Genomic DNA, 14,067 nt, shown 5'->3' with positions numbered 1-14,067 from the left:
TCACGACAGCGATGGCGCCAGCGGCAAAAAGCCCGGCAGACCTGTATCTGCTGGGCTCATTCGAATTGCCCACTACACGCTGCTTCGCGCTGGCTTCTTCCGTGATCAGCGCTCGATCCGGCTTAGACCCGCCCGTCGCGCAACTCGCGCCGTAGAATCTTGCCGACATTGCTCTTCGGCAGTTCGGTGCGGAATTCGACGATCTTCGGCCGCTTATAGCCGGTCAGTTGCTGCTTGCAATACGCGAAGATGTCCGCATCAGTGAGAGCCTGGTCCTTCTTCACGACGAACAGCTTCACCGCTTCGCCCGAATGCTGATCCGGCACGCCGACCGCGGCGACTTCGAACACGCCCGGCAGTTTGGCGACCACGTCTTCGATTTCGTTCGGATAGACGTTGAAACCGGACACGAGAATCATGTCCTTCTTCCGGTCGACGATCTTGACGAAGCCACCTTCATTCATCAGGCCGACATCGCCCGATTTAAAGAAGCCGTCCGGCGTCATCACTTTCGCCGTCTCGTCGGGCCGGTTCCAGTAACCCGCCATCACTTGCGGGCCGCGAATGCAGATTTCGCCGGGCTGGCCGAGCGGCACTTCGTTGCCTTCGTCGTCGCGAATCGAGATTTCCGTCGACGGCAGCGGTAAGCCGATCGTCCCGCTGTATTCCGTGACGGTCACCGGATTACAGGTCACGCAGGGCGACGTTTCAGACAACCCGTAGCCCTCGATGATCGGCGTGTGCGTGTGCTCGTACCAGCGCCTGGCGACAGCCTCCTGCACCGCCATACCACCGCCGTTCGCGGCGATCAGCTTCGAAAAATCGAGCTTATGGAAGTCCGGGCTGTTCAACATGGCGTTGTACAGCGTGTTGACGGCGGGAATAGTCGTGATCGGATACCCTTCCAGCGCCTTGATCATGCCTGGAATGTCGCGCGGATTCGGAATCAGCACGCCGAGGCCGCCGGTACGGATGGTCAGCAACCCGCAGACGGTCAGCGCAAATACGTGATACAGCGGCAATGCCACAACAGTGATGAACTGATCGATGTCCGTGCGATTCGCGCGCACCGGGTCGAGCCAGATCTCGGACTGCAGCACGTTGGCGATCAGGTTCCGATGCAGCAGCGTCGCGCCCTTGGCTACGCCCGTCGTGCCGCCGGTGTACTGCAGAAAGGCGACATCGTCCGGACCTTGCCGGACCGGATTGAAGTTCTGGTGCCCACCTTCCGCGATTGCGGTATTGAATTTGACGTGGCCCGGCAGGCTCCACGCCGGCACCATCTTCTTCACCTTGCGCACGACGAAGTTGACCAGCGTGCCCTTGATCCCCATCAGATCGCCCATCGCGGCCACGACGACATGCTTGACCGAGGTATTGCGTACGATCGCCTGCAGCGTAACTGCGAAGTTTTCGAGCAGAATGATCGCTTCCGCGCCGCTGTCCTTGAGCTGATGCTCCAGCTCACGCGGGGTGTAAAGCGGGTTCACGTTCACGACCACGTAACCCGCGCGCAGGATAGCGGCGATCGCCACTGGGTATTGCAGCACGTTCGGCATCATGATCGCGATGCGCGCGCCGCGGACAAGGCCCTTCGACTGAAACCACGCTGCCAGCTTGCGCGAGAGCGCGTCGAGCTCGCCATAGCTAATCGCCTTGCCCATGCAGACGAACGCCGGCTTGGCGCGGTGCTCGCGGAAGGCCTCTTCCAGAAGCTCTCCGAGCGATGAATAGCGGGTCGGGTCAATCTCTGCGGGAACGCCGGGTGGATAAGATTTCAGCCAGATTTTGTCCATGCAGCGTCTCCTCCTTTATTTTCGAATGGTCGTGCTAAAAACGCATCGTAGCATGGGCACCTCGGTGCTAATTGCGAAAAGCGGCCGGGTTAGACTGCAGCCTCGAACCTGCGAAAGACGAGCGCCGTGGGGCGATCAGGCGTGCTTCAGACGCGCTCGACCTCGACGAGGCAGTCGTAGAACGTTGCGGATCCGCCCAGATCCGTGAGCGCCTGGCTGGTGACCTGATTGGCATTGCGGCCGTCGGGCGCAAGCTTCTTCCACCAGATCGACAGGCCGACCACGAGCCCCTCGCGGGCTTTATCGGTCAGACGGACGCGCGCCTGCATCGAGCCGCGATCGTTAAAAATGCGCACTTGATCGCCGTCGATGATGTCTCTCGGTTGCGCATCGGCCGGATGCATGTCGAGATGCGGCTCACCTTCCGTAGAGCGAAGGCTTTCAACGTTCACAAAGGTGCTGTTCAGGAAGTTGCGGGCCGGAGGCGAGATCATGGCCAACGGATAGCGAGCGGCCAGTTCCGGTGCCCCGTCAGCGGATTCGTACGGTGGCAGATAGTCCGGTAGCGGGTCGAGTCCCTGCTGAGCGAGACGCTCGCTGTAGAACTCGCATTTGCCGGACGGCGTGCGGAAACCGCCTTCGGCGAACGGCGCATCGGGCAGGTTCAGGCGCGCCCAGCCCGTTTGCTTCAGCCTCGCCCAATTCACACCCTCGAGCATGCTGTCTTGCCAGCGGAAGGCCGCCTGGGCGACGGTCTCGTCGCTCTCGAACAGAGCCGGCTCATCAAGCTCCATATGACGCGCGATGCCCCGAAAAATCTCCGTGTTGGGAAGCGCTTCGCCGACCGGGGGGATTGCCGGCAGGTTGACCATCACGTGCGTATGGCCGTACGACTTGTGGACGTCGAGGTGCTCGAGCTGGGTGGTCGCAGGCAGCAGCAGATCGGCGTAGTCGGCCGTATCGGTCTGGAAATGCTCCAGGACGATCGTGAACAGATCTTCGCGCGCGAAACCCGCGGCCACTCGCTCGGAATCCGGCGCGACGGCCACGGGGTTCGAGTTGTAGACGACAATCGCTTCGAGCTTCGGGCCAAACGTCGCGTCGCCCTGGTGCAAGAGCGCATCGCCGATCGCATTCATGTTGATGACACGGCTCGTTTTGGTCGGCCAACCCGGCATCAGGTCCGGACGCTGCAACGCGTGCGAGTCGACCGGCGCCCAGCCGGCCGACGACAGCAATACGCCCCCCGCTCTCTCGCGCCACGCACCCGTCAGGGACGGCAGACACGCGATCGCGCGCACGGCGTTGCCGCCGCCACGCACTCGTTGCAGGCCGTAGTTCATGCGAATCGCGGCCTTTTTCGTGCTGCCGTAAAGTCGCGCAAGATCCACGATCACGTCCTCATCGATACCGCAAATTTCGGCAGCACGCGACGGCGGGTAATTGAGCGCACGGGCTTTCAGTTCATCGAAACCTAGCGTGTGGGCCTCGACGTAAGCATGATCGAGCAGATCTTCCGCAATCAACACGTTGATCATGCCGAGTGCCAGCGCGCCGTCGGTGCCGGGTTTCAACGCGATGTGCTGGTGGCATTTTTCGGCCGTCAGCGAACGGTACGGATCAATCGCGATCAGCCGCGCACCGCGACGTTTGGCCTGCTGGGCGCGCGTCCAGAAATGGAGGCTCGATGCGATGGGATTCGAGCCCCAGATGAGGATGACTTCGCTCTCGTCGAAAAACTCCGTCAGCATGCCAAGGCTCGCGCCATAGGTGTACTTCAGCCCAGCCGCACCCGCGGCTGCGCAAATCGTCCGATCCAGTTGCGATGCGCCGAGCTTGTGGAAGAATCGCTGCGCAATACTGTCGCCCTGAACCAGGCCCATGGTGCCGGCGTAGCTATAAGGGAGGATCGCCTCCGGCGCGCGGCTCGCAATCTCCGACAGGCGGCGAGCGGCAAGTTGGAACGCTTCACCCCAATTGATCGGCTCAAAATGGCCTTCGCCTTTACGGCCGACGCGCTTCATGGGTGTCGTCAATCTCTGCGGATGATGCACGCGCTCAGCATAGCGGCTGACCTTGGTGCACAGCGCACCTTGCGTTGGAGGATGGTCGGGATCCGCGATGACCTTGATCGCGCGACCGCCGTCGACCCTCACGCGCATCGCACAGGTGTCAGGACAGTCGTGCGGGCATACGAGGCGAGCGTGTTCAGTCGGAGCATTCATCGGCGGTCCGTCCAGGTGAGCAGTAGAGCAATGGGGGATTCTATTACGTCAATTGCCAGCCGGCCTGCACTGTCCCGCCAAAAATGCCTTCGGCGTAGAATCGGTTATCACCGTGCCCGGGCCAACGTGGCCCCGAGCGATTCCACGCAAGCCAAAGCACACTCGCCTCATCACTCCATCATGAAACTGATCCCCGAAATCCAGGCCGCTCACGGCGAAATCCAGACCCTTCGACGAACGATCCACGCCCATCCAGAATTACGTTACGAAGAGACCGCAACGGCAGATCTGGTTGCGCGAACCCTTGAATCGTGGGGCATCGAGACGCATCGAGGACTGGGCAAAACCGGTGTGGTCGGCGTATTGAAACGCGGCAACGGCTCACGCTCCATTGGTCTGCGGGCCGATATGGACGCGTTGCCGATTCAGGAACTGAACAGCTTCGATCATCGGTCGAAAAACGACGGAAAAATGCACGCCTGCGGCCATGATGGACATACCGCAATGCTTCTCGGCGCTGCGCGGCATCTGGTCAAACATGGTGAATTTGATGGCACGATCGTGTTTATCTTCCAACCCGCCGAGGAGGGCGGCGCCGGCGCGCAGGCCATGATCGACGACGGCCTGTTCGTAAAGTTTCCGGTCGACGCGGTCTTCGGCATCCATAACTGGCCGGGGATGGCCGCGGGTCACTTCGGTGTAACCGAAGGTCCGATCATGGCATCGAGCAACGAATTTCGCATTGAAATCAAGGGCATCGGCTCGCACGCGGCGATGCCGCACAACGGTCGCGATCCCGTTTTCACAGCGGTTCAGATCGCGAACGGACTACAGAGCATCATCACTCGGAATAAGAAACCGCTCGACACCGCAGTGCTGTCAATCACTCAGATTCACGCCGGCGATGCAGTCAATGTCGTCCCGAACAATGCGTGGATCGCCGGCACGGTGCGGACGTTTACGACAGAGACCCTCGATCTGATCGAAGCGCGCATGCGCAAGATCGCAGAAAGCACGGCGGAAGCTTACGATTGTTCCGTCGACATTCAGTTCCACCGAAACTATCCGCCAACGATCAACAGTGGCGAAGAAGCGCGCTTCGCGGCGGCAGTCATGAAGGAAATTGTCGGCGCGGAAAATGTCGACGATGCGGTTGAACCGACGATGGGCGCGGAGGACTTTTCCTTCATGTTGCTCGCCAAGCCGGGCTGCTATGCATTTTTGGGCAATGGCGACGGCGGCCATCGGGATTCGGGGCACGGGGCGGGTCCGTGCATGCTGCATAACGCGAGCTATGACTTTAACGACGATTTGTTGCCGATCGGTGCGACGTACTGGGTGCAGCTTGCGCAACGATTCCTGGCGCAAGAGAAATAGAATTATTTCTCGAGCTAAAGGTGGTGATTAATTCGCACCTTTAGCTCGTCGCACTGGGGGAATAGCATTTCGAGGAACTCGCTCAGGCGTTAATACAGCAGATCAGCGAGTTTCGATTGTTCTGAGTTTCAGCGGCCGTAAACGCAGAAACCCCACCTTTTTGGGGTGGGGTTTCTGATGCTGCTGGGGAGCCTGACGATTACCTACTTTCACACGGGAATCCGCACTATCATCGGCGTGGAGTCGTTTCACGGTCCTGTTCGGGATGGGAAGGGGTGGGACCGACTCGCTATGGTCATCAGGCATGACTTGTTGCTCGGCTGTCCCGGGGACAGCCCAGCCAATCTGGAAGAAGTAGTTTCTGGTGATGCTCACCAGGGTAGAGCGTGGGGTTGTGTTGTTTCTGTTGGCACAACACTGATCTCAACCGTGCGTTCTGCGTGCCCCATCTGGAGTTCACGCGTGCCCCCTTCGGGGGTGGGATGCTCGTAAGTGCTGAAGCACTAACGATCATCGCAAGACACACCTGTTATAGGATCAAGCCTTACGGGCAATTAGTATCAGTTAGCTTAACGCATTACTGCGCTTCCACACCTGACCTATCAACGTCCTGGTCTTGAACGACCCTTCAAGGGGCTCGAAGCCCCGGGGATATCTCATCTTAAGGCGAGTTTCCCGCTTAGATGCTTTCAGCGGTTATCTCTTCCGAACATAGCTACCCGGCGATGCCACTGGCGTGACAACCGGTACACCAGAGGTTCGTCCACTCCGGTCCTCTCGTACTAGGAGCAGCCCCCTTCAAATATCCAGCGCCCACGGCAGATAGGGACCAAACTGTCTCACGACGTTTTAAACCCAGCTCACGTACCTCTTTAAATGGCGAACAGCCATACCCTTGGGACCGGCTACAGCCCCAGGATGAGATGAGCCGACATCGAGGTGCCAAACACCGCCGTCGATATGAACTCTTGGGCGGTATCAGCCTGTTATCCCCAGAGTACCTTTTATCCGTTGAGCGATGGCCCTTCCATACAGAACCACCGGATCACTATGACCTGCTTTCGCACCTGCTCGACTTGTCGGTCTCGCAGTTAAGCACGCTTATGCCATTGCACTATCAGCACGATTTCCGACCGTACCTAGCGTACCTTCGTACTCCTCCGTTACACTTTGGGAGGAGACCGCCCCAGTCAAACTGCCTACCATGCACTGTCCCCAGTCCGGATAACGGACCAAGGTTAGAACCTCAAACAAACCAGGGTGGTATTTCAAGGACGGCTCCACGCAGACTGGCGTCCACGCTTCAAAGCCTCCCACCTATCCTACACAGACCGGTTCAAAGTCCAATGCAAAGCTACAGTAAAGGTTCATGGGGTCTTTCCGTCTAGCCGCGGGGAGATTGCATCATCACAAACACTTCAACTTCGCTGAGTCTCGGGAGGAGACAGTGTGGCCATCGTTACGCCATTCGTGCAGGTCGGAACTTACCCGACAAGGAATTTCGCTACCTTAGGACCGTTATAGTTACGGCCGCCGTTTACCGGGACTTCAATCAAGAGCTTGCACCCCATCATTTAATCTTCCGGCACCGGGCAGGCGTCACACCCTATACGTCCACTTTCGTGTTTGCAGAGTGCTGTGTTTTTATTAAACAGTCGCAGCCACCAGTTTATTGCAACCCCTTCACCCTTCTGGCGCAGGCCAGTCAAGCTACAGGGGCGTACCTTATCCCGAAGTTACGGTACCAATTTGCCGAGTTCCTTCTCCCGAGTTCTCTCAAGCGCCTTAGAATACTCATCTCGCCCACCTGTGTCGGTTTGCGGTACGGTCTTGTTAAACTGAAGCTTAGAGGCTTTTCTTGGAACCACTTCCAGTTGCTTCTTCACCGAAGTGAATGGCCTCGCACCCTTGAATTCCGCGCCCGGATTTGCCTAAGCGCCTTCTCCAATGCAAGGACCGGGACTTCCAACACCCGGACAACCTTCCGCGATCCGTCCCCCCATCGCATTTAACAATGGTGCAGGAATATTAACCTGCTTCCCATCAGCTACGCATTTCTGCCTCGCCTTAGGGGCCGACTCACCCTACGCCGATGAACGTTGCGTAGGAAACCTTGGGCTTACGGCGAGGGGGCCTTTCACCCCCTTTATCGCTACTCATGTCAGCATTCGCACTTCCGATACCTCCAGCACACTTTTCAATGCACCTTCGCAGGCTTACGGAACGCTCTCCTACCATGCACATAAATGTGCATCCGCAGCTTCGGTATATTGCTTAGCCCCGTTACATCTTCCGCGCAGGACGACTCGATCAGTGAGCTATTACGCTTTCTTTAAAGGATGGCTGCTTCTAAGCCAACCTCCTGACTGTTTTAGCCTTCCCACTTCGTTTCCCACTTAGCAATATTTGGGGACCTTAGCTGGCGGTCTGGGTTGTTTCCCTCTTGACACCGGACGTTAGCACCCGATGTCTGTCTCCCGTGATTGCACTCTTCGGTATTCGGAGTTTGCTATGGCGTAGTAATCCGCAATGGACCCCACAACCATGACAGTGCTCTACCCCGAAGGTGATACACGAGGCACTACCTAAATAGTTTTCGGAGAGAACCAGCTATTTCCAGGTTTGTTTAGCCTTTCACCCCTATCCACAGCTCATCCCCTAACTTTTCAACGTTAGTGGGTTCGGACCTCCAGTACGTGTTACCGCACCTTCATCCTGGCCATGGATAGATCACCTGGTTTCGGGTCTACACCCAGCGACTGAACGCCCTGTTCGGACTCGCTTTCGCTACGCCTGCCCTAATCGGTTAAGCTTGCCACTGAATGTAAGTCGCTGACCCATTATACAAAAGGTACGCCGTCACCCCTTACGAGGCTCCGACTGTTTGTATGCATGCGGTTTCAGGATCTATTTCACTCCCCTCCCGGGGTTCTTTTCGCCTTTCCCTCACGGTACTGGTTCACTATCGGTCGATCACGAGTATTTAGCCTTGGAGGATGGTCCCCCCATCTTCAGACAGGATTTCACGTGTCCCGCCCTACTTGTCGTACACCTAGTTCTTCCTCGCTGTTTTCGTCTACAGGGCTATCACCTGCTATGGCGGCACTTTCCAGAGCCTTCGACTAACAATGAAGATAAAGAGTACAGGCTGGTCCCATTTCGCTCGCCACTACTCTGGGAATCTCGGTTGATTTCTTTTCCTGCGGTTACTTAGATGTTTCAGTTCACCGCGTTCGCTTCACGTAGCCTATGTATTCAGCTACGGATGACCCATACGGGCCGGGTTTCCCCATTCGGATATCGGTGGATCAAAGCTCGTTTGCCAGCTCCCCACCGCTTTTCGCAGGCTACCGCGTCCTTCATCGCCTGTGATCGCCAAGGCATCCACCACATGCACTTGTTCGCTTGACCCTATAACGGGTGTGTCTCATGTGTGATCCACTGGGAATCACACGCTCGCCACAATCGCTACAGGTTGAGTATTCGTGTTGCGCCGTATTCCAAGGCAATCTTTCGATCACCTTTTCATACATTGATACAATCACAACCCTGATTCACCTACTTGCGCACCCATCTCTAAGTACACTTTCGTGAATCTCTTTACTACTTCTTCCTGATTGTTAAAGAACGACAGCCGATATCGCAGTTGCTATAACCGCGTATCACTCTGACTGGCTCAATCGCCAATGCCAAACATTCAGTTCAACTGAACCCTTGGCATTGAGGATTGGTGGAGGATGACGGGATCGAACCGACGACCCCCTGCTTGCAAAGCAGGTGCTCTCCCAGCTGAGCTAATCCCCCAGTCATGCACAGATCAGATCTGCTTTCATCCCAGGGGTTTCACCGGTCAGCCACCGCAGAATCAGTGGTGGGTCTGGATGGATTCGAACCATCGACCCCCGCCTTATCAAGACGGTGCTCTAACCGACTGAGCTACAGACCCCTGAGTCTGTCTGCGTATCTGTCTTCAATTTCACAGCCGATAAGCGTGAGCGCTCAACACCTGACGCGTTAGCTCGAGAAAGGAGGTGATCCAGCCGCACCTTCCGATACGGCTACCTTGTTACGACTTCACCCCAGTCATGAATCCTACCGTGGTGACCGTCCTCCTTGCGGTTAGACTAGCCACTTCTGGTAAAACCCACTCCCATGGTGTGACGGGCGGTGTGTACAAGACCCGGGAACGTATTCACCGCGGCATGCTGATCCGCGATTACTAGCGATTCCAGCTTCACGCACTCGAGTTGCAGAGTGCGATCCGGACTACGATCGGTTTTCTGGGATTGGCTCCCCCTCGCGGGTTGGCGACCCTCTGTTCCGACCATTGTATGACGTGTGAAGCCCTACCCATAAGGGCCATGAGGACTTGACGTCATCCCCACCTTCCTCCGGTTTGTCACCGGCAGTCTCCCTAGAGTGCTCTTGCGTAGCAACTAGGGACAAGGGTTGCGCTCGTTGCGGGACTTAACCCAACATCTCACGACACGAGCTGACGACAGCCATGCAGCACCTGTGTTATGGCTCCCTTTCGGGCACTCCCACCTCTCAGCAGGATTCCATACATGTCAAGGGTAGGTAAGGTTTTTCGCGTTGCATCGAATTAATCCACATCATCCACCGCTTGTGCGGGTCCCCGTCAATTCCTTTGAGTTTTAATCTTGCGACCGTACTCCCCAGGCGGTCAACTTCACGCGTTAGCTACGTTACCAAGTCAATGAAGACCCGACAACTAGTTGACATCGTTTAGGGCGTGGACTACCAGGGTATCTAATCCTGTTTGCTCCCCACGCTTTCGTGCATGAGCGTCAGTATTGGCCCAGGGGGCTGCCTTCGCCATCGGTATTCCTCCACATCTCTACGCATTTCACTGCTACACGTGGAATTCTACCCCCCTCTGCCATACTCTAGCCCGCCAGTCACAAATGCAGTTCCCAGGTTAAGCCCGGGGATTTCACATCTGTCTTAGCGAACCGCCTGCGCACGCTTTACGCCCAGTAATTCCGATTAACGCTTGCACCCTACGTATTACCGCGGCTGCTGGCACGTAGTTAGCCGGTGCTTATTCTTCCGGTACCGTCATCCCCCTCAGGTATTAACCAAGAGGTTTTCTTTCCGGACAAAAGTGCTTTACAACCCGAAGGCCTTCTTCACACACGCGGCATTGCTGGATCAGGCTTTCGCCCATTGTCCAAAATTCCCCACTGCTGCCTCCCGTAGGAGTCTGGGCCGTGTCTCAGTCCCAGTGTGGCTGGTCGTCCTCTCAGACCAGCTACAGATCGTCGCCTTGGTAGGCCTTTACCCCACCAACTAGCTAATCTGCCATCGGCCGCCCCTGTAGCGCGAGGTCCCGAAGGATCCCCCGCTTTCATCCAAAGATCGTATGCGGTATTAATCCGGCTTTCGCCGGGCTATCCCCCACTACAGGACACGTTCCGATGTATTACTCACCCGTTCGCCACTCGCCACCAGGGTTGCCCCCGTGCTGCCGTTCGACTTGCATGTGTAAGGCATGCCGCCAGCGTTCAATCTGAGCCAGGATCAAACTCTTCAGTTCAAACCTGTTACTGTTTTTCGGGCTCTTCCGAACCCGGTCGCTCACTCAACGTACTGACGAATGATCCAACCATCTTGCGACAGTCAAACCTTCCTTTCATTACTGTGTGAGACTTGATACTTTTGCTTTGCGCCAGATTCCGGAGAATCCAGCCCGCATCGCGCATCAAGCGCCCACACTTATCGGCTGTTAATTTTTAAAGATCGAGTCCGCATTCACTACCGAACCAGCACCGCACTTCCAGCTACCCGGCACCGCTTCGTTCTGCGTCGCTGCATCAGCAGCACAGAAACGAGATTATGGAGAACTTTCGCTGCGTCGTCAACAGGTTTTTCTAACTTTCTCAACCCGCCCACTCCGCTGAAAGCCTTGCCACTGCTGGCTCTCCCGCCTCCCGCGCCCCGTTGACCGAAGCACGAAAGAGCGAGATTCTAGCGAGCCGGACACCGCCTTGCAAGCGTTATTTTGACAAGCGTATTAACGATGCTTGAAAACCGGCTTGCGCTTCTCCACGAACGCAGCCATGCCTTCTTTCTGATCTTCGGTGGCGAAGAGCGAGTGGAACAGGCGGCGCTCGAAATGCACGCCTTCCGCGAGCGTCGTTTCATAGGCGCGATTGACTGATTCCTTCACCATCATCACGGCCGGCAGCGGGAATTCAGCGATCGTGGCAGCCGCAGCTATCGCCTCGTCGACCAGGGAAGCAGCCGGAATCACGCGCGACACCAACCCGGCACGCTCGGCTTCCGCGGCATCCATGAAGCGCGCGGTCAGGCAAAGGTCCATTGCCTTCGCCTTGGAGACGGCGCGCGGCAAACGCTGCGTACCTCCGGCACCCGGCATGATGCCGAGCTTGATTTCCGGCTGACCGAATTTTGCCGTGTCGGCGGCAAAAATGATGTCGCACATCATCGCCAGCTCGCAGCCCCCGCCCAGCGCGAAGCCGGCCACCGCGGCAATGATCGGCTTGCGGACGGAGCGAACCGTTTCCCAGTTGCGCGTGATGTAGTCACCCTTATAGACATCCATATAGGTGTAAGTGGACATCATGCCGATGTCGGCACCAGCCGCGAACGCCTTTTCGCTGCCCGTGACCACGATCGCACCGATCGCGTCATCGGCATCGAACTCGCGCAGCGCCGCGCCCAACTCATCCATCAACGCGTCGTTCAGAGCGTTCAACGCCTTCGGGCGATTCAACGTGACCAACCCGACCCGTCCCCGCGTCTCAACCAGAATGTTCTCGTAAGCCATGCCGCCTCCTATGGGTAGAAAAATCGCGCGCGAAAACACTTCGCGCGGCCATCCTAATAATGCTAACATTCCCCAACCAACCGGTCGGTCAATTATTCGACAGGCTTTCCCCAACGTACAAGCCAAGCCCCTCTGCCATGACACATCCGCTATTCACCAAGCACGAAGACACACTGCAAAAGGCGCTCACTGCGATCGAAACGCGCGGCTACTGGAGCCCGTTCGTCGAAATGCCCAGTCCGAAAGTGTACGGGGAAACAGCTAACGCAGACGGCGAAGCCGCATTCAAAGCCCATCTCAACGCGACGTTCCAGTTAGACCAGCCGTCGACGGGCGAAACGGTCGGGGCCGAGGTCTCGCCGTTCGGATTTCCGCTCGGTATCCGCTACCCGAAGGCCGACCCCGCCGCACTGATCGCGGCGGCGGCCGCAGCCCAGCGCGACTGGCGCGCCGCCGGCCCGCAGGCGTGGATCGGCGTGTGCCTCGAAATCCTTGTGCGCGTGAATCGCGCCAGTTTCGAAATTGGTTACAGCGTGATGCACACGACCGGCCAGGCATTCATGATGGCCTTCCAGGCCGGCGGCCCGCACGCACAAGATCGTGCGCTCGAAGCCGTCGTGTACGCGTGGGACCAATTGCGCCGCATTCCCGGCGAGGCCCACTGGGAAAAGCCGCAAGGCAAAAATCCTCCGCTTGCGATGCACAAGCGCTACACCATCGTGCCGCGCGGCACCGGCCTTGTACTCGGCTGCTGCACGTTCCCGACATGGAACGGCTATCCGGGCCTCTTCGCCGACCTGGCCACAGGCAACACCGTCATCGTCAAGCCGCATCCGGGCGCAATTCTGCCGCTCGCTCTGACTGTGCGAATTGCGCGCGACGTTCTGCGCGAAGCGGGTTTCGATCCGAACGTCGTTACCTTGCTGGCTACCGAACCGAACGACGGCGCGCTCGTCCAGGATTTGGCCCTGCGTCCCGAAATCAAGCTCATCGACTTCACGGGCAGCACGCAAAACGGCACGTGGCTCGAGCGCAATGCGCACCAGGCGCAGGTTTACACGGAAAAAGCCGGCGTAAACCAGATCGTGATCGACTCGGTCGACGACATCAAAGCCGCTGCCCGCAACATCGCCTTCTCACTGGCGCTGTACTCGGGCCAGATGTGCACCGCGCCGCAAAACATCTACGTGCCGCGCGGCGGCATCCGCACGGCGGAAGGCACGCTCGGCTTTGACGAAGTCGCGCAAGCCATTGCCGGCGCGGTGCAAAAGCTTGTCTCCGACCCCGCGCGCGCGGTCGAACTACTCGGCGCGATTCAGAACGAAGGCGTGGCCCAACGCATCGGCGAAGCCGCAAAACTCGGCCGCGTTCTCGCTGAGAGCCAGTCGCTCGTGCATCCCGCTTTTGCCGGCGCCCGTGTGCGCACACCGCTCGTGGTCCAACTGGATGCCGCGACCGACCATGCGCAATTCACCAAAGAATGGTTCGGCCCGATCTCGTTCGTCATTGCGACGGACTCGACTGCGCAGTCGCTCGATCTTGCCGGCGCAATCGCGGCTGAACACGGTGCGTTGACGCTGTCGATCTACAGCACGGACGAAACCGTGCTCGAACAGGCGCACGAGGCATCGATCCGCGGTGGCGTAGCCCTGTCGATCAATCTGACCGGCGGTGTGTTCGTCAACCAGTCTGCGGCCTTTTCGGACTTCCACGGCACGGGCGCCAACCCGGCGGCCAATGCCGCGCTGGCTGACGCGGCCTTCGTGGCGAATCGCTTCCGCGTAGTTCAAAGCCGCGTTCATGTTGAACCGAAAGCGGCGCCGGCGGTAGCTGGCTGAATGGCATAAGACAAAGCACG

5 protein-coding genes, 2 tRNA genes and 3 rRNA genes are annotated in these 14,067 nt (G+C 58.0%); 2 read left to right on the top strand and 8 right to left on the bottom strand.

What is annotated here, in order from left to right:
* Window positions 1–122 precede the first annotated feature (122 nt).
* Window positions 123–1,796 carry a long-chain fatty acid--CoA ligase gene (locus CJU94_RS07555; protein ID WP_095418157.1) on the bottom strand — a complete coding sequence of 558 codons (1,674 nt, stop codon included), beginning with the start codon at window positions 1,794–1,796 and terminating at the stop codon, window positions 123–125.
* Window positions 1,797–1,942: 146 nt separating this feature from the next.
* Window positions 1,943–4,021, bottom strand: a complete 2,079-nt coding sequence (locus CJU94_RS07550) for a molybdopterin-containing oxidoreductase family protein (RefSeq protein WP_095418156.1) — start codon at window positions 4,019–4,021, stop codon at window positions 1,943–1,945.
* A 180-nt stretch (window positions 4,022–4,201) separates the two neighbouring features.
* On the opposite strand from CJU94_RS07550, the gene CJU94_RS07545 reads away from it, so the two are divergent.
* Complete coding sequence (locus tag CJU94_RS07545) at window positions 4,202–5,398, top strand: M20 aminoacylase family protein (RefSeq protein WP_095418155.1); 1,197 nt, start codon at window positions 4,202–4,204, stop codon at window positions 5,396–5,398.
* Window positions 5,399–5,588: 190 nt separating this feature from the next.
* On the opposite strand, the gene rrf is transcribed toward CJU94_RS07545, so the two are convergent.
* From rrf to CJU94_RS07515, 6 genes are all read right to left on the bottom strand, one after another.
* Window positions 5,589–5,701, bottom strand: a 5S ribosomal RNA gene (gene rrf / locus CJU94_RS07540).
* A 230-nt stretch (window positions 5,702–5,931) separates the two neighbouring features.
* A 23S ribosomal RNA gene (locus CJU94_RS07535) occupies window positions 5,932–8,809 on the bottom strand.
* A gap of 317 nt (window positions 8,810–9,126) precedes the next feature.
* A tRNA-Ala gene (locus CJU94_RS07530) sits at window positions 9,127–9,202 on the bottom strand.
* A gap of 65 nt (window positions 9,203–9,267) precedes the next feature.
* Window positions 9,268–9,344: transfer RNA gene (locus CJU94_RS07525), tRNA-Ile, on the bottom strand.
* A 78-nt stretch (window positions 9,345–9,422) separates the two neighbouring features.
* Window positions 9,423–10,955 (bottom strand): 16S ribosomal RNA (locus CJU94_RS07520).
* The 16S, 23S and 5S rRNA genes sit together here with 2 tRNA genes alongside, the layout of an rRNA operon.
* A 477-nt stretch (window positions 10,956–11,432) precedes the next feature.
* Window positions 11,433–12,209, bottom strand: a complete 777-nt coding sequence (locus CJU94_RS07515) for an enoyl-CoA hydratase (protein WP_095418154.1) — start codon at window positions 12,207–12,209, stop codon at window positions 11,433–11,435.
* A 137-nt stretch (window positions 12,210–12,346) separates the two neighbouring features.
* Between CJU94_RS07515 and paaN the strand changes: the two genes are divergently transcribed.
* Window positions 12,347–14,047 carry a phenylacetic acid degradation protein PaaN gene (paaN, locus tag CJU94_RS07510; protein ID WP_095418153.1) on the top strand — a complete coding sequence of 567 codons (1,701 nt, stop codon included), beginning with the start codon at window positions 12,347–12,349 and terminating at the stop codon, window positions 14,045–14,047.
* The last annotated feature ends 20 nt before the right edge of the window (window positions 14,048–14,067 follow it).

It is taken from the genome of Paraburkholderia aromaticivorans, assembly GCF_002278075.1.
In the GTDB taxonomy this organism is placed as follows: domain Bacteria; phylum Pseudomonadota; class Gammaproteobacteria; order Burkholderiales; family Burkholderiaceae; genus Paraburkholderia; species Paraburkholderia aromaticivorans.
Note: the sequence above shows the minus strand (reverse complement) of the source record. Positions and strands in the feature narration are given on the sequence as shown.

Excerpts from the sequence above, each read along its gene's own strand:
- CJU94_RS07555 (WP_095418157.1), bottom strand. The coding sequence starts at position 1,796 with ATGGACAAAATCTGGCTGAAATCTTATCCACCCGGCGTTCCCGCAGAG.
- CJU94_RS07545 (WP_095418155.1), top strand. The coding sequence starts at position 4,202 with ATGAAACTGATCCCCGAAATCCAGGCCGCTCACGGCGAAATCCAGACC.
- paaN (WP_095418153.1), top strand. The coding sequence starts at position 12,347 with ATGACACATCCGCTATTCACCAAGCACGAAGACACACTGCAAAAGGCG.
- CJU94_RS07515 (WP_095418154.1), bottom strand. The coding sequence starts at position 12,209 with ATGGCTTACGAGAACATTCTGGTTGAGACGCGGGGACGGGTCGGGTTG.
- CJU94_RS07550 (WP_095418156.1), bottom strand. The coding sequence starts at position 4,021 with ATGAATGCTCCGACTGAACACGCTCGCCTCGTATGCCCGCACGACTGT.